This window comes from Ewingella allii (genome assembly GCF_044430645.1).
Taxonomy (GTDB): Bacteria; Pseudomonadota; Gammaproteobacteria; order Enterobacterales; family Enterobacteriaceae; genus Ewingella; species Ewingella allii.
On the sequence record NZ_JAWUDN010000003.1, the window covers coordinates 141,704 to 164,182 of the forward strand.

General features: G+C 55.7%; 24 protein-coding genes and 1 pseudogene. 12 read left to right on the forward strand and 13 right to left on the reverse strand.

Annotated features, from left to right (window positions below; genetic code table 11):
* Positions 1-5: 5 nt before the first annotated feature.
* Complete coding sequence (gene exbD / locus SBO83_RS09450) at positions 6-431, forward strand: TonB system transport protein ExbD (RefSeq protein WP_353503432.1); 426 nt, start codon at positions 6-8, stop codon at positions 429-431.
* 67 nt (positions 432-498) lie between these two features.
* Here exbD and SBO83_RS09455 read toward each other — a convergent pair whose 3' ends face one another.
* Positions 499-1,317, reverse strand: coding sequence for a shikimate 5-dehydrogenase (locus tag SBO83_RS09455; protein WP_396131325.1), 819 nt, complete (start codon positions 1,315-1,317; stop codon positions 499-501).
* A 118-nt stretch (positions 1,318-1,435) separates the two neighbouring features.
* Between SBO83_RS09455 and alkB the strand changes: the two genes are divergently transcribed.
* Positions 1,436-2,095: a DNA oxidative demethylase AlkB gene (gene alkB / locus SBO83_RS09460; protein WP_396131327.1), complete on the forward strand. Its 660-nt coding sequence runs from the start codon at positions 1,436-1,438 to the stop codon at positions 2,093-2,095.
* Positions 2,096-2,179: 84 nt separating this feature from the next.
* Positions 2,180-2,659: a cold shock domain-containing protein gene (locus tag SBO83_RS09465; protein WP_396131329.1), complete on the forward strand. Its 480-nt coding sequence runs from the start codon at positions 2,180-2,182 to the stop codon at positions 2,657-2,659.
* 53 nt (positions 2,660-2,712) lie between these two features.
* Here the strand turns inward: SBO83_RS09465 and SBO83_RS09470 are convergent, their stop codons facing one another.
* From SBO83_RS09470 to SBO83_RS09495, 6 genes are all read right to left on the reverse strand, one after another.
* Positions 2,713-3,675: a Csu type fimbrial protein gene (locus SBO83_RS09470; RefSeq protein WP_353503428.1), complete on the reverse strand. Its 963-nt coding sequence runs from the start codon at positions 3,673-3,675 to the stop codon at positions 2,713-2,715.
* A complete protein-coding gene (locus SBO83_RS09475; protein WP_396131331.1) occupies positions 3,672-6,257 on the reverse strand; it encodes a fimbria/pilus outer membrane usher protein in 2,586 nt (861 codons plus the stop codon). Before SBO83_RS09475 ends, SBO83_RS09470 begins: the two co-directional genes overlap by 4 nt.
* Positions 6,258-6,274: 17 nt before the next feature.
* Positions 6,275-7,072: a fimbria/pilus periplasmic chaperone gene (locus tag SBO83_RS09480; protein WP_396131333.1), complete on the reverse strand. Its 798-nt coding sequence runs from the start codon at positions 7,070-7,072 to the stop codon at positions 6,275-6,277.
* Between the two features lie 18 nt (positions 7,073-7,090).
* Entirely contained in the window at positions 7,091-7,633 is a 543-nt protein-coding gene (locus SBO83_RS09485; RefSeq protein ID WP_034793259.1) for a Csu type fimbrial protein, read from the reverse strand.
* A gap of 12 nt (positions 7,634-7,645) precedes the next feature.
* A complete protein-coding gene (locus SBO83_RS09490; protein WP_353503424.1) occupies positions 7,646-8,164 on the reverse strand; it encodes a Csu type fimbrial protein in 519 nt (172 codons plus the stop codon).
* Positions 8,165-8,227: 63 nt separating this feature from the next.
* A complete protein-coding gene (locus SBO83_RS09495; RefSeq protein ID WP_396131334.1) occupies positions 8,228-8,779 on the reverse strand; it encodes a spore coat protein U domain-containing protein in 552 nt (183 codons plus the stop codon).
* A 519-nt stretch (positions 8,780-9,298) separates the two neighbouring features.
* On the opposite strand from SBO83_RS09495, the gene SBO83_RS09500 reads away from it, so the two are divergent.
* The 3 genes from SBO83_RS09500 to SBO83_RS09510 all read left to right on the forward strand — a co-directional run bounded on the left by SBO83_RS09500 (position 9,299) and on the right by SBO83_RS09510 (position 10,848).
* Positions 9,299-10,102, forward strand: coding sequence for a YdcF family protein (locus SBO83_RS09500; RefSeq protein ID WP_396131335.1), 804 nt, complete (start codon positions 9,299-9,301; stop codon positions 10,100-10,102).
* 67 nt (positions 10,103-10,169) lie between these two features.
* A complete protein-coding gene (locus SBO83_RS09505; protein WP_396131336.1) occupies positions 10,170-10,493 on the forward strand; it encodes a type II toxin-antitoxin system RelE/ParE family toxin in 324 nt (107 codons plus the stop codon).
* Positions 10,494-10,497: 4 nt separating this feature from the next.
* On the forward strand, positions 10,498-10,848 hold the full coding sequence (locus SBO83_RS09510; protein ID WP_353503419.1) for a helix-turn-helix domain-containing transcriptional regulator: 351 nt from the start codon (positions 10,498-10,500) through the stop codon (positions 10,846-10,848).
* Here the strand turns inward: SBO83_RS09510 and SBO83_RS09515 are convergent.
* The gene (locus tag SBO83_RS09515) at positions 10,845-12,353 is read right to left on the reverse strand and encodes an MFS transporter (protein WP_396131337.1); all 1,509 of its coding nucleotides are present in this window, start codon (positions 12,351-12,353) and stop codon (positions 10,845-10,847) included. The genes SBO83_RS09510 and SBO83_RS09515 overlap by 4 nt on opposite strands.
* A gap of 116 nt (positions 12,354-12,469) precedes the next feature.
* Here SBO83_RS09515 and SBO83_RS09520 point away from each other — a divergent pair, with 116 nt between their 5' ends.
* A complete protein-coding gene (locus SBO83_RS09520) occupies positions 12,470-13,357 on the forward strand; it encodes a LysR substrate-binding domain-containing protein (RefSeq protein WP_396131338.1) in 888 nt (295 codons plus the stop codon).
* On the opposite strand, the gene SBO83_RS09525 is transcribed toward SBO83_RS09520, so the two are convergent.
* Entirely contained in the window at positions 13,354-14,820 is a 1,467-nt protein-coding gene (locus tag SBO83_RS09525) for a sensor histidine kinase (protein WP_396131339.1), read from the reverse strand. The genes SBO83_RS09520 and SBO83_RS09525 overlap by 4 nt on opposite strands.
* Before the next feature lie 3 nt (positions 14,821-14,823).
* Positions 14,824-15,546: a response regulator transcription factor gene (locus SBO83_RS09530; protein WP_353503415.1), complete on the reverse strand. Its 723-nt coding sequence runs from the start codon at positions 15,544-15,546 to the stop codon at positions 14,824-14,826.
* Positions 15,547-15,701: 155 nt separating this feature from the next.
* On the opposite strand from SBO83_RS09530, the gene SBO83_RS09535 reads away from it, so the two are divergent.
* The 3 genes from SBO83_RS09535 to SBO83_RS09545 all read left to right on the forward strand — a co-directional run bounded on the left by SBO83_RS09535 (position 15,702) and on the right by SBO83_RS09545 (position 17,665).
* Positions 15,702-16,343 carry a cytochrome b/b6 domain-containing protein gene (locus SBO83_RS09535; protein ID WP_396131340.1) on the forward strand — a complete coding sequence of 214 codons (642 nt, stop codon included), beginning with the start codon at positions 15,702-15,704 and terminating at the stop codon, positions 16,341-16,343.
* A 9-nt stretch (positions 16,344-16,352) separates the two neighbouring features.
* Positions 16,353-17,156, forward strand: a complete 804-nt coding sequence (locus tag SBO83_RS09540) for a molybdopterin-dependent oxidoreductase (protein ID WP_396131341.1) — start codon at positions 16,353-16,355, stop codon at positions 17,154-17,156.
* A 215-nt stretch (positions 17,157-17,371) separates the two neighbouring features.
* Complete coding sequence (locus SBO83_RS09545) at positions 17,372-17,665, forward strand: pentapeptide MXKDX repeat protein (protein WP_353503412.1); 294 nt, start codon at positions 17,372-17,374, stop codon at positions 17,663-17,665.
* A gap of 81 nt (positions 17,666-17,746) precedes the next feature.
* Here the strand turns inward: SBO83_RS09545 and SBO83_RS09550 are convergent, their stop codons facing one another.
* From SBO83_RS09550 to SBO83_RS09560, 3 genes are read right to left on the reverse strand one after another with little or no spacing between them, the layout of a single operon-like run.
* Positions 17,747-18,886 (reverse strand): aminotransferase class I/II-fold pyridoxal phosphate-dependent enzyme, encoded by a 1,140-nt coding sequence (locus tag SBO83_RS09550; protein ID WP_396131342.1) that lies wholly within the window; start codon positions 18,884-18,886, stop codon positions 17,747-17,749.
* Between the two features lie 42 nt (positions 18,887-18,928).
* Complete coding sequence (locus SBO83_RS09555; protein WP_034793230.1) at positions 18,929-19,777, reverse strand: amino acid ABC transporter permease; 849 nt, start codon at positions 19,775-19,777, stop codon at positions 18,929-18,931.
* 3 nt (positions 19,778-19,780) lie between these two features.
* Positions 19,781-20,602, reverse strand: coding sequence for a transporter substrate-binding domain-containing protein (locus tag SBO83_RS09560; RefSeq protein WP_396131343.1), 822 nt, complete (start codon positions 20,600-20,602; stop codon positions 19,781-19,783).
* Positions 20,603-21,004: 402 nt separating this feature from the next.
* Between SBO83_RS09560 and SBO83_RS09565 the strand changes: the two genes are divergently transcribed.
* Complete coding sequence (locus SBO83_RS09565; protein ID WP_396131344.1) at positions 21,005-21,658, forward strand: isochorismatase family protein; 654 nt, start codon at positions 21,005-21,007, stop codon at positions 21,656-21,658.
* Between the two features lie 58 nt (positions 21,659-21,716).
* A pseudogene (gene pnuC, locus SBO83_RS09570) lies at positions 21,717-22,476 on the forward strand (nicotinamide riboside transporter PnuC).
* Positions 22,477-22,479: the final 3 nt, after the last annotated feature.

Below are 22,479 nucleotides of genomic sequence, written 5' to 3' on the forward strand. Positions count from 1 at the left end.
TCATCATGGCCATACGTTTAAATGACGACCTCGACGAAAGCGGTGAAATGCATGACATCAACGTCACGCCTTTTATCGACGTGATGTTGGTGTTGCTGATCATCTTCATGGTGGCCGCACCGTTAGCGACCGTTGATGTGCGCGTCGATTTACCCGCTTCAACCGCCAAGCCTCAGCCGCGCCCTGAAAAGCCGGTGTTCCTGACGGTGAAAGCCGATAAGCAGCTCTATCTGGGCGATGACGTGGTAAACAGCGCCAACCTGACGTCCATGCTTGACCAGCGCACGCAGGGCAACAAGCAAAGCACCATTTTCTTCCAGGCTGATAAGTCGGTGGATTATGAAACGCTGATGAACGTGATGGATACGCTGCGTAAAGCAGGTTATCTGAAGGTCGGTCTGGTGGGCGCCGAGCAGACTGCTGCTCAGTAAGGCTGGATCCGCACCGCCTTAAACCCTCTCCCTAACAAGAGAGGGTTTTTTTATGCCTGTTCGTCTATTAGCCCCGCGCGTGGGCCGCGGCTTTTTCAATCAGGGCGTCATCCGGCCTTTTGCCGGTATACAGCACAAACTGCTCGACCGCCTGTAATGCCGCGACTTCCGCGCCGGTGATCACCTGCTTGTTCTGCTCGAGCGCGTAGCGAATCAGCGGGGTTTCTACCGGCGATGCCACCACGTCGAACACCACCGAGGCGCGATCAATCACGCGTTTGTCGAAGGCCAGTGCGTCGACGTCCGGGCCGCCTTCCATGCCAATTGGCGTGACGTTAACCAGCATATCCACGGCGGCGTCACCGACCTCGCTTCGCCACTCGTAGCCGTACTCTTTGGCCAGCGCGCGGCCACTTTTCTCGTTGCGAGCAATCACATAGCCCTTGGTGAAGCCGGCATCGCGGATGGCCGCCACCACGGCTTTGCCCATGCCGCCGCTGCCGCGCAGGGCGAACACCGCGTCCTTCGGCACCTGATACTGCTCCAGCAGTTTCGCCACGGCGATGTAGTCAGTGTTGTAAGCCCGCAGGAAGCCGTCGTCATTCACAATAGTGTTGACCGATTGAATGGCGGTGGCGGACGGGTCAAGCTCGTCGAGGAAGGGGATGCAGGCCTCTTTGAAGGGCATCGACACCGCACAGCCGCGAATGCCCAGCGCGCGCACGCCCTTCACGGCGGCCTCAATATCTTGGGTTGAGAAGGCTTTGTAGATAAAATTCAGATCCAGAGCTTGATACAAATAGTTATGGAAGCGAGTGCCAAAATTGCCGGGGCGGCCGGACAACGACATACAGAGTTGGGTGTCCTTATTGATTTCGCGAGCCATGATCCTTCCTTATCAGTGATGTTGAAAACGCGTAATGCTTCAACCTTAGCCAAAGCTTCCGACCGCCGCTAGGCTTATCAGGCTATATACTTAATCAATAACGTCATCGGAGGTGAACATGAATTTAGACTTGTTCGATCATCCAGATTTCCACCCACACTGGCGGGAAGAGTTAGCGCCGGGGGCCGTGGTGCTGCGCGGCGGCGCGCTGCGAGACGACACCGCGCTGCTGGCGGAAATCGACAGAATTGCCGGATTGGTGCCTTTCCAATATCGCGCTACGCCGGGCGGCTATGCGATGTCGGTCGCCATGACCAACTGTGGCGAGGTCGGCTGGGTGACTGACCGTCAGGGCTATCGTTACCAAACCACGTCGCCGGAGAGCCAGCAGCCCTGGCCGCCGATGCCCGAGCTGTTCCGCACGCTGGCAGTCGAGGCCGCCGAGCAGGCCGGTTTTGCCGGTTTCGCGCCCGACGCCTGCCTGATCAACCGTTATCAGTCAGGGGCGAAAATGTCGCTGCATCAGGACAAAGACGAGCACGACTTCGGCGCGCCGATTGTGTCGGTGTCGCTGGGATTACCGGCGATATTTCAGTTTGGCGGCATGGAGCGCAGTGATAAGACCCAGCGAGTGACGCTGACTCACGGGGATATCGTGGTATGGGGCGGGCCGTCGCGGCTGCGTTATCACGGCATTTTGCCGTTAAAAGCCGGCGAACATCCGCTTACCGGCGGCTATCGTTTCAATCTTACCTTTAGAAAGGCGGCTGGACGGTAAAGCACAGGACTTTGCACGCATTCTGCATTAAACTGCGCGCTGCAAAAATTGACATGTTGAACGATTAATTAGGCGGTAAGAGCGATGAACGGGACAATCACAACTTGGTTTGAAGATAAAGGTTTCGGCTTTATCAAAGATGAAAACGGCGATAACCGTTATTTCCACGTGATTAAAGTCACCAACCCCGAGCTAATCAAGAAAGACGCCGTGGTGACGTTCGAGCCGACCACCAACAATAAAGGCCTGTCGGCGTTTGCCGTCAAAGTCGAGCCTGAAAGCAAATACATCTTTATTGCCGGTGAGCGCATCAAAATCACCAGCATCAAGTCCTATCTGGCTTACAGCGAAGAAGTCCCTGCCGAATCGCAAATCGACAAAGAGAATGCCGTGCTCTCCGTGGGCCTGTTGATGAACCGCATTCGCCCGAAAGAAGAAGAGAAAAAGGCCACAACGCGCACCCTGAAGAAGCTGGCACTCACCACCTTCCAGAACACCACTTACATCTTCTCGGAAGACGAAATCGACGTCGACGCCACCATGAAGATCCTCAAAGGGCTGTAAGCCCGTAGCAGGCCGTTGCAGCGACACGCGCACCGGCCCGCCATGATTTCCCTCTAATAAGTCACCGTCACCAGCACGGTATCGCTATAGGTTCCCGGCGGTGGGTTAGCCTGACTTGGGTTAACCGTCGCGGAGTAAGCCACGTTTTGCGACGCGCCGGTGCCGGTCATCGCTGTATTGGTCGCGGCGGTCCATACCGACGCATCCCCTTTAAAGATTTGATACTGCAAATAGCTGGTCACGCCGTTATTGGTCGAGGACATCTGCCGATACTGCCCGCTGCCCGGCACCGTGCTGGTCAGGTTGACGCTATAAGCCGCGTTCAACGTGCAGCGAATGCTCAGCGAGTTGTTGGTTACTGAGGCAAAGCCTGCCGGGAAAGCCGCCGAGCCGAAGTTCACATTTGGCGCATTGTCGATATAACAGAAGTTGGTCACCGTCATATTCACCGTGACTGTCGTGCTGTCTGCGCCATCGGTATAAACACATAGCCCCAGCACCCCGACGAAGCAAATATGGTAGGTCCAGTTAATCCCCAGCGTATCGCTATAACTTCCCGCCGGTAAATTCACCCCGGTCACCGTGCGCAGGTAAAGTGGCAGCGAGCCGTCGCTGGCGTTGAATAAGCCCAGCAGGCCGAGTAGCGTGGTACTGCTCCAGGTGGTCTGATTGCCAACGTTCACCACCGTGCCACAGCCATTGTCCTGACAAATCTGATAAGGCAGTTTTACGCCGTTCGGCCCAAGCATTGCTGCCTGATTGCCGACACCGTTGGCTGAGGTTGCAATAGTGGCCGTGACTGTGTTGGTACTTAATAAGGAGAGCAGCGAGCCGGTGCATTTAAAGCCGCTGGTCGCCGTCACCTGTTGCGCGGTACTGCCCGCCACAAAGGAGCTGAGGGTGCCAAAACTCCCCGTGCCAGGACTGCTGGAGCAGGCGGCATAGGCCGCTGGCAGGCCAACGACTAACAGAGCCAGCGCGGCCAGCGCGCGCAGCCCCATCCTGAGTAGATTCATATCTTACCTCCTGACCCTGCGTTGGGATGGCAAACCAGCGGGCCAATTTGCTCAATGCTGTGATGGTTGAGATTCAGGTCAAAGCCGACCCGACAAACTGAATTATCTTCCTGCCGAATCACTAACACGTTGTGCTGCTGAAGGTTGCTGAAGTAGACCAGCCCCTCATAGCCAGACACCGTGGTTTGCTGACTGTTTTGCTCAGTAACCAGCGTGCCCAATTTGAGCGGCTCGCCGTGGATGTCGTTGATTTTAATGGTGGCCGACAGCTCGCGCTTCACCGGGAACTTCACCACCACGCCACTGCCTTCGCGCACGGAAATATTGTCCACCACGCGATTCGCCACGGCATCGGCAGGCAGAGGCAGGGTGTCAATTTCCACCTTCGCCGGGTAATAGGAGCTGACGGTGGGGATCAGCAGATGGCCTTTTTTATCGGTTTTGCCCATTTTCTGGTTTTCATACATCACCGGCACGTCGGCGTAATTGTCGGTATCCACCACCATGAAGGCGTCGTTAATCTTGTCCGACAGGAAGAAGTCATTGGCGATAAACACCACCGAGCCGCTCAGATCTGCCCAGTTGGTGTAGTTGCCGCTTTCACCATACAGCCCGCCCTGCAGGGTGGCGTAGCGCGTTTTCCAAGTGGCATCGGCTTGCTGATAAGGGTCGCTGCCGCCGGTATAGGCCAGATTCCAGCCCAGCCCGCCCTCGGTCGGCGCCGTCTTGCTGGCCCCAATCTGCTCGCGGTAGTGGCCGCCGCTGTCGCGCTGCAATCCGGCATTGATGCTGGTGTTCATATCCAGCGGGATGATGAACTGAAGCTGGGCGCTGTAGCCGCTGTCGCTGAGGGTTTTATTCAGAGACAGGAACATGCTCGACTGCCCCCACAGCGAGCGGCTGTAAGAGAGGTTGAGCAGCCGCGTATGGCTCTGGTCATAGGCTTCCACGTCGTAATAACCCACCCCCACCGTGCCGCTGGACTGGCCGAAAGGCGAGGTGCTGAAAGTCACCTGATCGGCCCGGCGGCTCAGGCTGGTATCACTGGTGTAAGAGGTTAAATCCTGATAGCCCGGCGTGCGCGACGAGCGCAGCGCCGAAAGGCTAAACAGGGTGGAATAGTAGGAGTAGCCGACCGTATATTGGTTGCCGCTTTTCTCGTCGGTAACGCGGGTGGGGTCCTTCGGATTGGTGATTTCGCCGTTGTTATTGGGTATGCCGCCAATCACATTGTTCGCCGGATTATTGCCATTGATATCAAACTCACCGAGGGTGCGCGGCGCGCGGTTGGCCTGACTCTGGCTGCCAGAAACGCTGAGCGTCCCCCAGTGCCCGACCGCCAAATCAGCTCCAATGCCGCCTAATGCCAGCCCGTTGGTTGCCTCACCGTGGCTGGAGAGCGTCAGGTAATTGGTGATGCCGTAGCGATAAATGCCGCTGAAAGCCGCGTCGGAGTAGTCGCCGCTGCTGATACCATAATTTTGCCTGACCGCGCCGAGGGATAAGTCGAAATCAGACAACCCGCTGCGCAGCAGGGTATTGGAAACATAAAACGGCACGCTGGTGGAAACCTGTCGCCCAAGGGCGTCGGTGGTGACCACCGTGGCCTCGCCCGCGCCGTTGATATAAGGCACGTTGGTCAGGGTGAAGGGGCCGGAATTCAGATTATTGGTGCTGGCCTTAAAACCGTTAAGGAACAGGTCGACGGTGGTCGGCACGGCGGCAGTCCCGCTATATTGCAGCAGCGGATAGGTCACCAAGTCCGGGCGCACGCCGAAGTTGCGGCTGACGCGCAGCCCGCCCATGCGCGCCGAGTTGCTCCAGGTCAGCGAGTTACTCACGAAGTCGCCCACCTGATAGCTGATCAAGCTCTGCTCGTCCGAGTAGCGCCAGTAGGTGTCATAGCGGATATAGCCGTCGGAGGTTGAACTCTCCGAGAATCCCTCGGGCGTGTCCATGTTGTAGCGCCAGGTGCCGGTGTTGGTCAGAATTCCCACGTCGCTGAACAGCCGCTGCTCCATCCAGGTGGCGACGGATCGCGGCCCTTCGTGCGGGTCAGTGTAGTAAGAGTCATAGTTGAACAGCAGGCCGTTGCTGCTCTGCGACGGCGTATAGCTCAGTAGGCTGTCGCCGCGAATATTTTGCTGCGGCAACCACGCATCGGGTACCTTCAACACCAGCTGCTGGCTGGCCGAGTTGTACTCGGTTTTCACCCCTGGCAGCGCGCTGACGTTGACTAAGCCTTGCTGCTGGCCGTTGAGATGCACGTGATTTTTCGCCAGCACGCCGGACTCGACGAACCACGCGTTGTCACGAAAAATCACCGGCACCACCTGATTATCCGTCTGACCATTGACCATGATCGCCAGATAATAGGTCGCCTCCGCCTGCGTGGGCAGCGCGCGCGGCGCGGCGGGCAGGGCGTCATACTCTGCCCCCTGTCCGACCATGGGCAGCAGCAGTAGGCTCATGCCGCTGGCATACATCAGCGTGATACCGTGGCGAACCGTTCGGCGTGCCGTGTGGCACGCCATTTGGTAAGCCAATAGCCCCGTCCTCAGGGCGAAACCTCTGGTTTCCATGGGTTGCGGCTCCGGGATTATTCGCCGCGAGGGATCACAATAGGTTCAGCGTTATCAGCGATTTGCGCATTGAGCTGCCCGCCGGGGATCACGCCCGCAGGCACCGGCCATCGCATCTCTTGCCCCGGCAACACATATCCCATAAAGCCGGTAGTCATGGCTTTAACACCGCGCTTGGCGTCGCCAGTCATTGACCAGAAGACGTTGCTCAGGCGGGCGTGAACCACGCCAGTATTGCGAATTCTCAGGAAGGACTTACCGCCGCCGCTCTCAATGCTCCATTTAAGGACCGGCTTGGTGGCATCCGCCAGATTGCGTTTGATATCAGCACGTTCATTGGTCCAGATGCCTTCGCCGTCGAGGAATAGCGGCAGCAAATAGCGCATTTGCAGCTGTAAACCGACCACGGCTTTCTCTTTACCCTGCTCGGAAGGCTGCAATGGCGAAGGAATTTCGTCGATGATGATGCGAAACGCTTTCTCGGTCTTCGGCGGAACTTGGGTATTACGAATCAAGCGAATCAGCTGGCGCTGGCCGGGAGCGACGGTGGCGAAAGGCGGGCTGGCGACCACGTCATTTTGGTCCGCATAGCGTTCGGTGAAATTTTCTTGTTTCCACGCCAGCACGCGGACTTGCAGGGAAACTGGCGCTGCGCCCCGGTTTTCCAACCACAGCGCTGAGCCGTTTTGGTCAGACTCGATGATTTGATACACCGGCCACACCAGTACCGAACTGGCGGCCCAGCCAGGAGCCGCCACCAAAAACAGGCTCAGTGAAAGCAAACTAATCAGTGCGCGTAATAATGTTTGATACATAGTTCATTTCCTGATGATTCAATAAGTTAAGGTAACTGTGACCGTATCGCTATAGGTTCCCGCTGAGGGTAATGGGGTCACGGCAAATAATCGTGCATACACCGGATAGGTTTGGGTGGTTGCCGGGAAATTGTTGATGGTCCGCGCCAGCGTGCCGGTGCCCCACACTTGGCTTCGCCCCGAATCCTGATAAAGCTGATAACGCAGTTTTTGCGCGGCATTGCTGGTGTTCGCCATAAAGCGGCCCGTTGAGGTGCCGCCATTAACGCCATAATCGATAGCAATGGTGACGTTGGCGCCGGTGGTGCAGGTCACGACGATGCTGCCTGTCCCGCTGGCGCTGGTGACGTCAACGTTATTGGTGATGGAAGACATCGAGCCAAAATTGATGGTGCCGAGGTTGGTGATTGGCGTAGCAAGTGAATTACCAAAGGCGCAGCCACTGACAATGGTGGCATTGACGGTAAAAGATGAGTTTGCCGTTGCCGCCTGTGCGTTTGGGCAAGCCAGAACGGACAGCAGCAGTAGCAGATGAAACGGCGTCGAAGACCTAATGATCATAGTCAGCCTCCGTTACCAACTGACCGTAACATTGACCGTGTCTTGATAGGTGCCCGCGGCAGGTGTGGTTTGTACCGGCACTCGTCCATAAACGGTATGCCACTGATCGGCACCATTGCCGACGTCGCTCAGGCCGGTGGTGTTGTCCCAAATAGTGGCAAAAGTCGCGCTGGTATAGAGGTTATAAAGTACCTTCAGCGCGGCGTTGCTGGTATTGACCATATTGCGGCTGTTCACATTGCCACTGTTGCCGCCGTCCATCAGGATTTTGTAGCTCAGGCCGTTGATACAATTGACGCGAATCGAGCCCGCCAACTGGGCGCTGGTGGCGCTGATAATGTTGCTCAGACTGGCATAATTGCCAAAGCTCAGGGTGCCGTAAGTGGTTGAACCGCCAGTGGTTGTCCCTGCGCTACAGGCAGGAAGCAGCGTCGCCGTGACGCCAATCGTTGCCGCATGACTGGTTGGCAGTAGAGCGGGCATCAGGAGCATACAGCGAAAGGGCAGCAACAACAGCGCCTTGATATCCATGGTCTTTCCTTCCTTGAATGGCAGTAGGTTCAGGGCCGAAAGCGGCCCTGACTCATTAAGCTATTACCAGGAAATCGTGGCGACGACGGTATCGTTATAGGTTCCAGCCGGAGGAGTTGTGCCGCCAGCGCCCGTTTGGTCGCCAGGTAAGACGCGGCCATAGATCGGGATATTCTGCGCGGTAGTTCCTGTGGTTAGGGTGATCGGCGTATTGATGCCAATCTCAGTAGTACGCGCTGCATCAGAATAGAGGCGATAGGAGATTTTGTTGGCATCAAAGGTCATTGCGCGCACTGCGCCGGTTGCTGCCAGCCCGCCATTGAGCGAAAGTGTTGGTGTCAGGCCAGTACTACAGGTGATAGTGACCGCGCTGCCGTTGGTGCCAGTGACCGTACCATTGATAATGCTGGTTAAATCGGCGTAGTTACCAAAGTTCAAAGTACCCCACTGGTTGGTGCCGCCTGTAGTGGAGCCGTTACCAACAGTACAACCAGTGCTGATGATCAGTTGAACACCGACCTGACCTGTCAGTGTGCCTGCTGCCTGCGCACCCAGAGGAAGGGTGAGTAATGCCGCAGTGATTAAACCCAGTAATGATTGATTTTTTACGTCCATGATGACTCCCAATAACAACTAACTCGTGCTGTGTGTGCATGCAAAGGCGTTTGCATGTGTAATTTCTCTGGCGGCAACAACAGAAAAAAAAGGAAAAAGTCATCAGGTCAAAGCTTTGCTGGCATCTCACTTTTGGAGATTTATCACTGAGTTTTTCAGTGTTTATGATGAATAAATGAGCAAATCTTTCTTTTGAATCATGAGAAGTTTCTTATAGTTGAGTTAAATATAAGTTAATAAATTTAACTTAAGGAGAAGTTTTTAGCACTTTTGGCAAAAAGATAGAAAAATCTGAATTTTTAAATTAGGCGGGTGTAAATACTGATAAGTTGAAATATTTGGATATTTAAACCTAAGAGTAGTCTTAATTTGATTTATGTAACACTAATTTACTAAAGATAGCTTGTTGTCCAACTGATTGAATTATGTCCAAAACATCAGATATTCAGGTGTTTACAGATAAATTTTACTGTCTGATAACATCGCGTTTTGCTCTGCTTACAACCCAATGAGATTTTTATGTCTTTAGCTGAATCGTATACAGCCAGTCGACTGGCTGACATTAATGCACTGGCGCAATTTTTAGCTTTTGATCAAACAGAGGGGGCTTCTCCCAGCGAGCTGGCGCGCTTTCAGGCACCTTTACTTATCCTGCTTGGCAACGCAATTTTGCCGGTCGCCGAGGGCGCTTTTGCCGCGCTCGCCAGCGGTGCTGTGAGTAAAATTCTGATCGCCGGGGGGATTGGTCATTCGACCGAGTTGCTTTATCTGGCGGTAAAAAATCATCCAAGGTACGCGTCCATTGCCACCAAAGGGCGCAGCGAGGCGGAAATACTGCAAGATATCGCCATCAATTTCTTCGCCATTGAGCCAGCCAAGCTCCTGTTGGAGACGTTTTCAACTAACTGCGGCGACAACGCCACTCAGGCCCGACGGGTGTTGGATCTGGCGGGTGACGGCTCATCGCGCATTATCCTGACGCAAGATCCGCTGATGCAGCGGCGCACCGACGCCAGCTTCCGCAAGGTCTGGCAGGACCGGCCAGAGGTGGAATTCATCAACTGGCCGACCTTCGTGCCCCAGCTCGATAAGCTGGAAGAAGAACCCCAGTACGCTGGCGAAACGCGGGACAGCCTGTGGTCATGGCCGCGCTTCGCTTCGCTGCTATTGGGCGAGATCCCGCGCCTGCGCAACGATCCGCAAGGCTACGGCCCGCGCGGCAAAGACTTTATCGCCGCCGTCGACATCTCCCCCGAATTGGAAGAAGCCTACGCGCGACTGCTCCCGCTATTGGGTGAAAGTCATGGGGATCGGTCGTTTTAAATACAGTTAGTTGTAGTTTTGTCTTTTATAAGAGACAATCCCGTCAGGTTTAGTGATGGGGACAGGGATGTACACAACTGAACATTATCAGGATAGAAACAAGAAACAGCCGTTCAAAATTTGGATGGATAAACTCAGGAAGAAGGATCTTCGCGCCGCAGCAAAAATTGACGTTGCCTTGGACCGTGCTCAGGCCGGTAACTTTGGTGTGCATAAATTTGAGCGCGATGGGGTATGGGAGATTAAGATCGATTATGCGGCGGGATACCGGATTTATTACTCGATAGAGAACGGAAAAATCATCTTACTTCTCGCGGGTGGAACGAAGAAGAACCAAAACGCAGATATCGATAATGCAGTGAAATACTTAGCTGATTATCAGACGAGGTAAAATCATGGTTTCAAACAAAAAAACGGCAGTTGCCCCAGAGGCAGTACCGCCATCAGTCAGCCGTGATGCGGAGATCATTGCTACACTTCGTGCCGATCCCGCCTATGCCGAAATTTATCTTCAGACAGCTTTAGAAGAGATCTATGAAGTTGGCGGCGTGGCGGCCTTTCTCACCGCACTGCGTCGCGTCATTGAAGCTCGCGGCGGCGTCACCGAAATCGCTAAAAAATCCGGCATCACGCGGCAACATATCTACAAGGCGCTGTCTGAAAATGGCAATCCAACCATCGGTACGCTAACTGAAATCACTCGAGCGGCGGGAGTCAGACTGACCCCCGCGCAACATGCTAATTAAGTGGGTTGTTCCGCCATTGTTTCTTTCCCCGCCATCGCCACCATTACCACTATGGCGGAAAGCAGGGTGATCGCCGCCAGACTGAGCAGGACGTGATGCAGGGCGGCGGCGTAAATCTGTTGCAGTTGGGCGGTGCTTGCTTGCGGGATCAAGCTGTGGGCATGAGTTAAATCGCCGGTTGCCAGACGCTGGCTGGCGTCACTTAAGCTCGGGCCTGAGAAGTGCTGGCTCAATCCACCCTGTGCGAAAGCGGCGAGAAGGGCGCCGACGGTTGCCAGCGAAAGCCCTTCGCCCGCCACGCGGGTGGTGCTGAAAATCCCCGTCGCCATGCCCGCGCGCTCCTTGGGAACCACGCTGACCGAAAGCCCGTCCATCAATCCCCAAGGCACGCCAACCCCCAAACCAATCACCAGCATCGGCAGGATCATCTGCCCGGCGTTTTGCGCCTCGACGGCAAGGCTTAACCACCACAGCCCAAAGGTGGCGACGAGCAAACCGGCGGTGCACAAAAGGCCGGGGCTCACCCAGCGCGTCAGGCAGGCGGCAATCAGCGGCACGGCCAGCATCGGCAGGGAGAGCGCCATCATCATTAACCCGGCCTGCTCCTCGCTCATCTGCATGATGCCGATAAACTGCATCGGCAGAATGACCAGCAGCACCACAAAACAGAATCCGGTAGCCAGCGGCAGTGCCTGAACGCCAATAAAACGCGGGAAGCGGAACAGCGACAGGTCGAGCATCGGGTTGCGCACGCGCAGCTCAACCCAGATAAACAGCGCCAGCAGCAGTGCGGCGCCAGCCAGCAAACCCAGCACTGGCGGGCTTTGCAGGCCATATTGCGGAATAGCCATCAGCGCCCAGGTCAGTAAAGCCAGCATCGAAGTGAAGGTCAAAGTACCGGGCCAGTCGATGCCGGTGGCGTTAGGGTTGCGCGACTCATGCATTCTCGACGCGCCGGTTAACAGGGCCAGCAGGGCAATCACCGTGGCGGAAATAAATACCGAGCGCCAGCCGAGGTGGGCTATTAGCAGGCCCGCCAGAAAAGGCCCGAAGGCCAGGCCGACGCCAAAACTGGTACCTAGCAGGCTGAACGCGCGGGTGCGCGCCGGGCCGTCAAACTCTTGCGCTAAAGCCGCCGAGCCTCCCGCCAGCGCCGCCGCTGCCGCCACCCCCTGCGCGCCGCGCAGCAGGTCAATCCACAGCAGGCTGTTGCTAAAGCTTTGCAGCAAAGAGAGCAGGGCAAAGCCCGCCACGCCCACTACAAACACCTTTTTGCGGCCGAATTCATCGGCCAGCGCTCCCGCCGCCATTAAGCAGCAGCCAAAACTGAGCATAAAGGCATTGGTTATCCAGCTTAGCGCCTGCGCGCTGCCGCCCAATTCGCGGGCAATGGCCGGGGTGGCCACCGCGCCGCTGACAAAATTGAGTGGCAAAATCAGCGCTGCCAGGCAGACGGTAAACAACACGCTTAGCTGGCCGCCCTTGGTTTGGTTAGATGGACTCATGGCTTTCTCCGGAAATGAATAATGTAGAGATGATAAAATGTCTGCAATTTTGCGGAAATGGGCTTAAAGTCCGTAGATTGCGGACAAAATAGCTCTAATTACCTCGCGGAGTGAAGATGGAAAACCTAAACGGCATACTGGCATTCGTGCGTGCGGCGCAGCATCAAAGCTTCGCGGCGGCGGGCGAGATCATGGGGATCTCGGCCTCGGCGATAGGTAAGAGCGTGGCGCGGCTGGAGGCAAAGCTCGGCGTGCGGCTGTTTAACCGCAGCACGCGGCGCATCAGTCTGACTGACGAAGGCCAGCTATTTTTCGAGCGTTGTCAGCAAATCGTGGCGCAGATGGAGGAGGCCGAGCAGGAGTTATCGCGCGTTTCCGCCGAGCCGCGCGGTAAGCTGCGGGTGAGCATGCCGGCAATTGGCTATCGCATGTTGTTGCCGCACTTGGCGGAATTTATGCAGTGTTATCCGCAGGTTGAGCTTGAGCTCGATTTCAGCGATCGCATGGTAGACCTGATTGCCGAAGGCATAGACGTCGCGGTGCGCAGCGGCGAACTGCCGACCTCGCAATTGATGTCGCGCCGCCTCGGGCCATTCCATTTTGTTATCGTCGGCAGCCAGGACTATTTTGCCAGAAACCCCGAACCCCATAGCCCGCAGGACTTAGCCCGGCACGCCTGCCTGCGCTACCGTTTTCCGGGCAGCGGGCAGATCCAGCCGTGGGATATCCGCAGTGACATGGCGCTAGAGCTGCCGGTTGTGGTGAGCAGTAACAACCTTGAGGCACTGATTCAGGCCGTGCTACACGGCGTCGGCATTGCCTATATTCCCGAGTTTCTGGTGCGCGAACAGCTCAAAACCGGCGTGCTGAAATCCGTTCTCAGTGACTATTTATATGACGACGGCAAGTTTTCCATTGTCTGGCCAAGCAGTCGTCATATGTTGCCCAAGGTCCGCGTGTTTATCGATTTCCTGACGGAGAAACGGATTCTGGTGGAGGACTAAATCGGCACCGCGAACTGGAAGCTTGCGCCGCTGTGTGGCTGGTCGAGCAGTTCAATATCGCTGCCGTGCAGTTGCAAAATGCGGCGCACAATCATCAGCCCGAGGCCGCCCGCGCGGTGCTTATTGGTGCTGAGAATCGAAGGCCGCACAAACAGGTTGGCCTTTAACTCTGGCGCAATGCCCGGCCCGCTGTCATTCACCTGCACCATTACTTCATGAGCCTGTTTCCACAGGCGGACATGGATGGTGCCTCCCTCCGGCGTGTGGCGCAGGGCGTTGTCCAGCAGGTTGGTCAGCACCCGTTCAATCATCCCCAGGTCGGCGTTAACCAGCGGAATATCCGGCATGATGTCGGCATTGAGTTTCTGGCCGCGCGCCTCGGCGGCGAGTTCGAATTTCTGGAATACGTCCTGCACCAGTTCGCACAGTGAGAACGGCTCTTTCTGCGGCTTCACCACGCCATATTCCAGCCTTGCCAGCTCGAACAGCTCCTGCGCCAGACGCCCCACCTTGCGGCTCTGGGCGAGGGCGATGTCGAGATAGCGCTGGCTCTCGTCGCTGCTCAGGCGGTCGGCCTTCATCGACAAGGTTTCCAGATAGCCGTGCAGCGAGGTCAGCGGGGTGCGCAGGTCGTGGGAAATATTAGCGATAAACTCGCGGCGCTGTTGGTCCTGCGCGGTCAGGCTCTGCCACTGCTGATCAATGCGTTTTGCCAGCCCGACAAACGCCTGTTGCAGCTGCGCCACTTCATCCTTCGGCTGGCCGACCGGCGGCTGGGTTTGGGCCAGAGCCTGAATCGCCTCCATGCCGCCATCGTCCAGCGTGGCGATTTGCGCGGTGAGTTTACGCACCGGGCGAGTCACCCAGCGGAAAGCCAGCGCCCCGGCCAGCAAGCCAAACAGCACCACCATCCCCATGGATCGCAGCGCCATATAAATGGCCGACTGGAACTCCGCCTTACTGGCCAACGCCCGGTAGTCGTCGCCCTGCAGCACAATGTAGACATAGCCTTTAAGCACGCCATTGGACGTCAGCGGCGCGGCGCTAAACACCTGCCGCTGGTCGGTGGTGCGCGGGTTGTCGCCATATACCGGCATGGTTTTGCCGTTAAGCAGCTCGTGCACCGGGGTTAAATCTATCTTCTGGCGCAGCAATTTTCCCGCAGGGGCGGCATTGCCGACGATGTCGCCTTCGCTGTCGAGCAGATAAACCTCGACGCTCGGGTTGACGGCCATCAGCTGGTTAAACAGGTTATGCACCGCGTTAGGATCTAACCCGTTTTGGCTCAGCAGCGGGTTATTGGCGGCAATCTGCGTGGCCAGATTGGCAGACAAACGTTGAATCGTCGCCTGACTGAATCTGTCGCTCGAGCGTACCTGCATCACGCCGGAAATCAGCGAGCAGGCCACCAGCAGCAGAATAAAAACCAGGGTGAGTCGTTGCGAAAGCGTCATTTTACTCATGATTTATCCTTGCGCGTCTTCCGCTGACGACGTGAATTTATAGCCTTTTCCCCATACGGTCAGGATGCGCTCTGGCTCAGCCGGGTTGCTCTCAATCTTGATGCGCAGTCGGTTGATATGGGTATTCACCGTGTGTTCATAACCCTCGTGCTGATAGCCCCACACCTGATTGAGCAGGCTCAGGCGCGAGAACACCTTGCCGGGATTTTTGGCGAAGAAGTAGAGCAGGTCGAACTCGCGCGGCGTCAGTTCCACCGTCTGCTGGTTCAACGCCACTTCGCGGGCAATAGGGTCAATGACTAACCCGGAGAAGCTCAGGGTCCCGGCGTCCATCTTCATATTGCGGCTCATGGCTTCCTGACGGCGGAACAGCGCTTTGACTCGCGCCACCAGCTCCAGCATAGAGAAGGGTTTCGCCAGATAGTCGTCGGCCCCCAGCTCCAGCCCCAGCACGCGATGCACTTCGCTGGAACGGGCGCTGATGATGATGATCGGCGTGTAGCGCGTCATGTTGCGGGCGCGGCGGCAAATCTCTAGCCCGTCAACGCCGGGCAGCATCAGGTCCAGAATCAGCGCGTCCCAACCCCCTTTCTCTAAATGCGCTACGCCCAGATTGCCATCGGCGGCGTGGGTTATCTCATAGCCTTCATCGCGTAAATGCAGATTGAGCAGCTCGGCGATGTTGCTGTCGTCTTCCACGATCAAAATCTTTTTGGGTTTTTCCATCTCAGTCGAGCCTGCGGGGAGGGGAGGGTATGAGTAGCAGTCTACACAAGCTGCTTACTCAGAGTTATCACATTTTATTTAACTTTGCGTGAGGTCTTGGGGAACAAATCCGCTCAATACTGGCTTCATCGACAGGGCGAGTGAGAAACAAAAACATGACGCTACATACCGACTTTTCACCGCAGAGTGAGCCGCAGCAAAACCAGGCCAAGCCAGAGATTGTCCACCCATTGTGGCTGCGTCTGTGCCACTGGCTGAATGCGCTGGCAGTGCTGATTATGGTTACCAGCGGTTGGCAAATTTATAACGCATCGCCGCTGTTTGATTTTGAATTTTCCCGCAGCCTGACCCTCGGCGGTTGGCTGGGCGGCGGTCTACAGTGGCACTTCGCCGGAATGTGGCTGTTCGGCTTTAACGGCGTGTTTTACCTGCTGATGAATATTGTCACCGGCCGAATGAAGCGCAAATTCTGGCCGCTGACCCCAAGAGGCGTGCTGCGAGACTTAAGCGCGGCGCTACGCGGCAAGCTGGCTCATGCCGACTTGCGTCACTACAACATGGTGCAGCGCGCGGCCTATGTCTTCGTGATGCTCGACGGCATCGTGCTGGTGCTGTCAGGGCTGGTGGTGTGGAAGTCGGTGCAGTTTCCCCTGCTCAGAGAGTTGCTGGGGGGTTTTGACACGGCCCGCGTGGTGCATTTCTTTGCGATGGCTTCGCTGGTGGGATTTGTTGCCGTGCATTTGGTGATGGTGGCGCTGGTGCCGAAAACCCTGCTGGCGATGCTGCGCGGACGCTGAGGAAAGGTCATGAAGAACATTTTTAAAAAGAACATCAAGCAGATTTTCACGCCTTCAGACACTCAGGTCATCGTGCAGGAGGCGCAGAAACAGATTATTCGCCACCTCGACGCCCCATCGCGCCGTCGTTTTTTGCAGCAAGGACTGACGCTGGGCGGCATGGCGATGCTGACCGGCTGCGATATCAGCGATAACGCCGGGGTCGAGAAAGCCTTGAATACTGTCTCCACCTTTAATGATCGAGTACAGGGTTGGCTGTTTGGCTCGACCCGACTGGCCCCGGTTTATGCCGAATCGATGATAACCCGGCCTTTCCCGTTCAACGCGTTTTACGCCGAGGACGACGCCCCCGAGGTGGATGGCAATGCCTATCGCCTGAAGATCGCCGGGCTGGCGCTGGATAAACGCGAATGGTCGCTGGCGTCGCTATACCAAATGGCGCAGGTCAGTCAGGTCACTCGCCACATCTGTGTCGAAGGCTGGAGCGCAATTGGTAAATGGGGCGGGGTGCCGTTTGGCGATTTCCTGCGCCTGATTGGCGCCGACCTGACGGCGGAATATGTCAGCTTTAAGTGTGCTGACGAGTATTACACCAGTATCGACATGGCAACCGCGCTGCACCCGCAAACCCTGCTGGCGCTGACTTACGACGGGCAAATCCTGCCGCGTAAATACGGTTTCCCGATGAAATTGCGTATGCCAACCAAGCTTGGCTACAAGAATCCAAAGCATATCGAAGTGATTGAAATTACCAATAAGTTCACCGGAGGTTATTGGGAGGATCAGGGTTACAACTGGTACGGCGGGAGTTAAAAAAGGCCTATTTTATTTGCCATTTTGAACCCGGGCAGTGCTCACTTTTTTTGGATGAATTGGCTCACGTACTACGTGTACGCTCCGGTTTTTCCGCGCTGGCCGTGTCCAAACTAGCTGCAACAATAACGGCCTTCGGCCCGAGTTAATTAATAAGAAGTTGAACGTGAACCTTACCTGCACAACTGTGCAACTACTTTAAAAAAGGAAATACCATGAAAAAGCTGATGACTGTTCTGATGTTCTCTACCGTAATGATGGGTTTCGCTGGCGTGACTCAGGCTGCTGACTCTATGTCTAAAGACACCATGGGCAAGATGTCCCACGACTGCATGAAGAAAGACAGCATGGGTAAAGACGCTATGGGCAAAGATTCCATGGGGAAAGATTCGATGGGCAAAGACTGTATGTCTAAAGATCACATGAAAAAAGACAGCATGGGTAAAGATTCCATGAGCAAAGATTCAATGGGTAAAGATGGCATGAAAAAAGACGCGATGAGCCAGTAAGTCCGCGTCTAACATGATACCGCTCTCCTGTGTCTGAGCGTTTCATCTCGGCCCGCCGTTCTCCGGCGGGCTTGGCTTTTTTTACTGCTTCTGCTTATCCAGCCATTCGCCCCACACTTCCAGCGCTTTACTCAGATTCGCTCGGCCAAAGCCGATACGCAGAAAATCTTCTGAAACGGCCGTTAATTCAGACGCATAGGTCACAGATGGAATGGTCATCACGCCGGTTTCCTCCACCAGACGCGTGGCGAACTGCTCCGCGCCCTCCGGCCCTTTATAACGCACGAAGGCCAGCACTCCGGCTTTCGGGGGAGCCAGCTCGAAAAGCTGCGGATAGCGCGCCAAAAAGTCGGTCAACTGGCCTAGCTGCTCGCGGGAGCGTTGCATCACGCGTTGTAGAATGGCCTCGCGGGCATTGAGCGCGATGGTGGTCAGCATCTCGCCCGGCAGGGAGTTGCAGATGGATAAATACTGCTTCATGCGTTCCAGCTTCAGCAGCCATTCCGCGTCCTGACAGGCTACCCAGCCAATGCGCAGGCCGGGCAGGCCATAGGCTTTTGAGGTGACATTCAGAGAAATGCCGCGCTCATAAATGTCCGCCACCTGTGGCAGACGTTCGGCGATATCAAACTCGGTCAGCCGATAAACTTCGTCAGAAAACAGCCAGATACTGCGCTCGCGGCACAGTTCAACCAGCTCGTCTAGCTGCTGGCGGCCGATCAGCGCGCCGGTCGGGTTATGCGGGAAGTTAATCACCAGCGCCTTAGTGTTAGGGCGCAGGGCAGCGCGAACATCCGCCACGTCCAGCGCCCAGCCTTGGTCGGCGTTCAGCGCCACGCCGCTCACCGCGCAGCGCGACATCGCCACGCTCTCCAAAGACTGGTAGTTCGGCGTGACAACAATGGCGTGATCGTCTGCGTCCAACAGTGCGTGGAAACTGGCGTAAACCGCCTCATCGGCACCGGCAAAGCTAATGATGTTTTCCGCCGTGGCCTGGTCATACGTCGAGGCAATTGCCTCAAGCAACTCAGGCGTACCGCGCAATGGTGGGTAGTCGAGGATCGCCTCAAGCACCGGCTGGCGGTGCTGCTCCCCTGCAAGGGCGAACAGCTGCTCGATGCTCATGGACTCAGGGTAAGACGAGGAGAGCGGGAAACGCACCGCGTGCTCTAGCTTCGACAAATAGGAGATTAAACGGAAATCTTGTGGAAAGCGCGACATGGCGTACCTGCAACGATGTTAGACCGTGTTTAACGGCGATGTTTAGCGGCGATAACCTTGGCCGAAACGACGCTCGAGGCGGCTTTGGATCAGCTCGAACACAATCGACATAATCCAGTAAATCGCGGCGGCGGTCGCCAGCATTTCCATATAGCGATAGGTGCTGCGCCCATAAGACTGCGCAAGGAAATTCAGCTCCCACAGGCCCATCAGCGACACCAGCGACGAATCTTTCAGCATGGAAATAAACATCGAACCGGCGGGAGGAATGATGATGCGCAGAGCCTGTGGCGCGGTGACGTGCACCGCGACGGTCCACGGCGACAGCCCGAGCGCCATCGCGGCCTCTTTCTGCCCGCGCGGCACGGAGAGCACGCCGCTACGAATGGTTTCCGCCAGATAGGCCCCGTAGTTCAGCGACAGCGCGATAATCCCCGAGCTGAGCGCGCCCAGCACAATCCCGGCCTGTGGCAGCGCCAGATAGATGATTAACACCTGCACCAGCAGCGGGGTGCCGCGAAACAGCGAGGCATAGAAAGTCGCGCAGCCAAAGGCCACGGCGTTATCTGACATGCGCCCTAATGCGGTGATTAACCCTAATAATAGGCAGAAAAACATTGAACAGGCGGTGATCAGCAGAGTCAGCGCCGCGCCCTGAATAAAGCCGTCCGGCGACAGGCGCAGGCCGAGCAGGAACGGCAGCTTCTGCTCAATCAAATCCCACTGTAGCCCCATCTTGCCGAACAGGCTGAACAGCAGGCTAAGCAGCACCAGCCAGGTGATCAGCGTTTTGATTTTGAAGGCGCGCGGCGTGGCCGACAGGCTGGCATCAGCCAGCGCCGGGTTAGATTTTTCCGCCACGATAGGTTTCACGTCAGGGAGTTGCGCCATCCGTTACGGCTCCTCTTTGGTGATGTCTTCGCCCAGCCAGTGCTGAGAAATCTTCGCCAAAGTGCCGTCGTCGCGCAGTGATTTTATGGTATCCGCCACTTTCTTATCCCACTCAGGATCTCCCTTGTCGGTAGCGACCCAGTTAGGCTCGGCGTAAAGTTCGGTGACGATTTTGAACAAATTAGGGTTACGTTTGATGCGCGAATTGGCAGTGGCAAGGTCGGAGACGATGGCGTCAAGACGCACGCCCGGTCCCAAGGCTAAATTCTGGAAAGCCACTTCTTCATCGCTGGGAATGGCCTGCACATTATTGAAGGGGAAATCGATCGGTTTCGCGCCGGGGATCACCAGCGTTTTTTGCAAGTAAGTTTCGTAGCTGGAACCCATGCCGATGCCGACTTTTCTGTTGCTCAGATCCGCTGCTGACTTAATGCGATCGTCTTTCTTATTCACCACCAGCACAGCCGGAGAGCTGTAATAAGGCGTCGGGAAGTCGAGCACTTTGGCGCGCTCGGTGTTTGGCGTCATCGAGCAAATACAGGTATCCCAGCGCCCGCGCCAATTGCCGCCAATGATGGTTTCCCAGCCCGGCGCGGTGATTTCTGCTTTCACGCCCATGCGTGCAGCCACGGCTTTGGCGACATCCACGTCAAAACCCGCCAGCTGGTTGTTATCATCGATAAAGCCAAATGGCGGGTAGTCATTAACAATCACATTGCGCAGCACGCCGGTTTTAGTGACGCGATCTAAGGTCGCGCCAGCGTGGGTACCAGCAGAAAAAAGCGTAGTGGCAAGCAGAGTGGCAACCAGAGCGGATAGGCGCATGGCGTGGCTTTCCTTACATAACCTGAGTGGATGAATGTTAATAGATTGTCAGATTACGTTTTGGACGTATAGATGTCCAGTTTCAAATTATGCAGTGGTTTCCCAGCCCATGGGTAAGCCGCTGCACGCCCCAAAATGAGGCAATGGTATTATAAAGGTGCGACGCCGATTGTCGGCGAAAAATGAAGATTTGCCCTAAGCCAAATAACGGCCTCGGCCATGTTAAAAGTATCTTAAAAGTATTGGAAAAATCACTTCTACGCCGCCTTTCATCAATTTTTCTTATTTCTAAGCCCTAAATTGACACAATTCCTGCCCTTTAGTCGCTGCTGGCATGCTCCTTGCTCATGTTCTTTATTAAATACATCTCAAAAAAAAGAATGTTAATGAGGGGAACACATCATGCCATTGCACCAGCTACCAAAAATCAATAAACCCGCGCTGATCATTGTGGATATGCAAAACGATTTTATTCGTCAGGGCGCTCCCTTTGAAGTGCCGGGCGGCCGGGAGACTATCGCGCCGCAGCAGCGCCTGCTCCAGCATTTTCGGGAGGGCGGCTACCCGGTGATTTTTCTGCAATGGGTCAGCGTGGAAAACGACGCGTGGCGCAGGCTGGAGAGCAAATTCAGCTGGACCTCTTTCCTCGACGAGCAAACCAAAGCCTGTCGCGTAGGGCACTTGCGCCGCTATGAAGACAGTGAGGTCGAGCTGAATTGTGCAGATATCATCGCTGAACTGGCACCTATTAATGGCGAAATCATCGTGCCGAAGCACGGCTTTGGCGGCTTCTACGGCACCACTCTTCAGCAGCATCTCTCCGAGCTTGGCGTTGATACGCTGGTGGTCACCGGCGTGGTGGCTGAGTGCTGCGTCGAAGATACCGTGCGTGAAGCGCTATATCACCATTACACCTCAATCGTGGTCTCCGACGCCGTGGAGTCCATGAGCGCGCCGCGCAAAATCGAGTGTTTGGCCGTGTTAGATGAAAACTATGGCTGGGTCGCCGAGTCGGGCGAGGTGATTGATTATTTAAGTTCCGCCAACGCCTATTAATAGTTTTACAACTTGCTCGTTAACTTCATAAAAACAAAGAAAATACAGGAGTCGAACCATGCTTTCCTATTTCAGCATTCACAACATCATGGTTAATATCCCGCTCGGCAAAGACGGCTATCAATTATCTTGGATCGAGGCGATCGGTACGCTATTTGGCTTGATCAACATCTGGCTCGCCAGCCGTGAGAAGACCATCAACTACCTATTTGGCCTGTTAAACGTCACCCTGTTTACGGCGATCTTTTTCCAAATCCAGCTTTACGCCAGCATGATGCTGCAAGTGTTCTTCTTCGTCGCCAACGTGGTTGGCTGGGTGATTTGGTACAAAGACGATAAAAAAGAGGCCCCGGCGATCAAGATCCGCTGGATGCCGCTCAACAGCTTTGTGGTGACGGCGGTGGTCAGCGTGCTGTTTATCCTGCTGATGACCTTCAACATTGACGGTATTTTCTCGTGGCTGACCGGCGTTGCCTTCGCGCTGCTGTCCAAAATGGGCGTCAACGCCGCCGCTGCTGCCGGACGCCTGGCCGTTGGCGGATTCCACCATTCTGGTACTGTCGATCGTGGCGACGGTATTGATGATTAAAAAGTATGTGGAGAACTGGATCATTTGGTGCGCGCTGGATGTCATCAGCGTGGCGCTGTACGCGGTGCAAGGGGTGTATGTGATGTCGATTGAATACGCGATTTTGATTGGCATCGCGGCGTTTGGCTCATGGTCGTGGATCAAATCGGCGAAAGAGCACGGCTCGCGGCCGCTGCGCCCGGCCTCTTCAAGCCCGCTCGCCGAGGGGCTGGTTTCCGAGAAAGTTTGAGCA

Bases quoted from the DNA above. Each gene is read 5' to 3' on its own strand.
- SBO83_RS09470 (WP_353503428.1), bottom strand. From the start codon at position 3,675: ATGAATCTACTCAGGATGGGGCTGCGCGCGCTGGCCGCGCTGGCTCTG.
- SBO83_RS09540 (WP_396131341.1), top strand. From the start codon at position 16,353: ATGAAGAACATTTTTAAAAAGAACATCAAGCAGATTTTCACGCCTTCA.
- SBO83_RS09465 (WP_396131329.1), top strand. From the start codon at position 2,180: ATGAACGGGACAATCACAACTTGGTTTGAAGATAAAGGTTTCGGCTTT.
- SBO83_RS09505 (WP_396131336.1), top strand. From the start codon at position 10,170: ATGTACACAACTGAACATTATCAGGATAGAAACAAGAAACAGCCGTTC.
- SBO83_RS09560 (WP_396131343.1), bottom strand. From the start codon at position 20,602: ATGCGCCTATCCGCTCTGGTTGCCACTCTGCTTGCCACTACGCTTTTT.
- SBO83_RS09485 (WP_034793259.1), bottom strand. From the start codon at position 7,633: ATGATCATTAGGTCTTCGACGCCGTTTCATCTGCTACTGCTGCTGTCC.
- SBO83_RS09515 (WP_396131337.1), bottom strand. From the start codon at position 12,353: ATGAGTCCATCTAACCAAACCAAGGGCGGCCAGCTAAGCGTGTTGTTT.
- SBO83_RS09535 (WP_396131340.1), top strand. From the start codon at position 15,702: ATGACGCTACATACCGACTTTTCACCGCAGAGTGAGCCGCAGCAAAAC.
- SBO83_RS09565 (WP_396131344.1), top strand. From the start codon at position 21,005: ATGCCATTGCACCAGCTACCAAAAATCAATAAACCCGCGCTGATCATT.
- SBO83_RS09510 (WP_353503419.1), top strand. From the start codon at position 10,498: ATGGTTTCAAACAAAAAAACGGCAGTTGCCCCAGAGGCAGTACCGCCA.
- SBO83_RS09520 (WP_396131338.1), top strand. From the start codon at position 12,470: ATGGAAAACCTAAACGGCATACTGGCATTCGTGCGTGCGGCGCAGCAT.
- SBO83_RS09525 (WP_396131339.1), bottom strand. From the start codon at position 14,820: ATGAGTAAAATGACGCTTTCGCAACGACTCACCCTGGTTTTTATTCTG.
- SBO83_RS09475 (WP_396131331.1), bottom strand. From the start codon at position 6,257: ATGGAAACCAGAGGTTTCGCCCTGAGGACGGGGCTATTGGCTTACCAA.
- SBO83_RS09555 (WP_034793230.1), bottom strand. From the start codon at position 19,777: ATGGCGCAACTCCCTGACGTGAAACCTATCGTGGCGGAAAAATCTAAC.
- SBO83_RS09545 (WP_353503412.1), top strand. From the start codon at position 17,372: ATGAAAAAGCTGATGACTGTTCTGATGTTCTCTACCGTAATGATGGGT.
- SBO83_RS09480 (WP_396131333.1), bottom strand. From the start codon at position 7,072: ATGTATCAAACATTATTACGCGCACTGATTAGTTTGCTTTCACTGAGC.
- SBO83_RS09455 (WP_396131325.1), bottom strand. From the start codon at position 1,317: ATGGCTCGCGAAATCAATAAGGACACCCAACTCTGTATGTCGTTGTCC.
- SBO83_RS09530 (WP_353503415.1), bottom strand. From the start codon at position 15,546: ATGGAAAAACCCAAAAAGATTTTGATCGTGGAAGACGACAGCAACATC.
- exbD (WP_353503432.1), top strand. From the start codon at position 6: ATGGCCATACGTTTAAATGACGACCTCGACGAAAGCGGTGAAATGCAT.
- SBO83_RS09550 (WP_396131342.1), bottom strand. From the start codon at position 18,886: ATGTCGCGCTTTCCACAAGATTTCCGTTTAATCTCCTATTTGTCGAAG.
- SBO83_RS09490 (WP_353503424.1), bottom strand. From the start codon at position 8,164: ATGGATATCAAGGCGCTGTTGTTGCTGCCCTTTCGCTGTATGCTCCTG.
- alkB (WP_396131327.1), top strand. From the start codon at position 1,436: ATGAATTTAGACTTGTTCGATCATCCAGATTTCCACCCACACTGGCGG.
- SBO83_RS09500 (WP_396131335.1), top strand. From the start codon at position 9,299: ATGTCTTTAGCTGAATCGTATACAGCCAGTCGACTGGCTGACATTAAT.
- SBO83_RS09495 (WP_396131334.1), bottom strand. From the start codon at position 8,779: ATGGACGTAAAAAATCAATCATTACTGGGTTTAATCACTGCGGCATTA.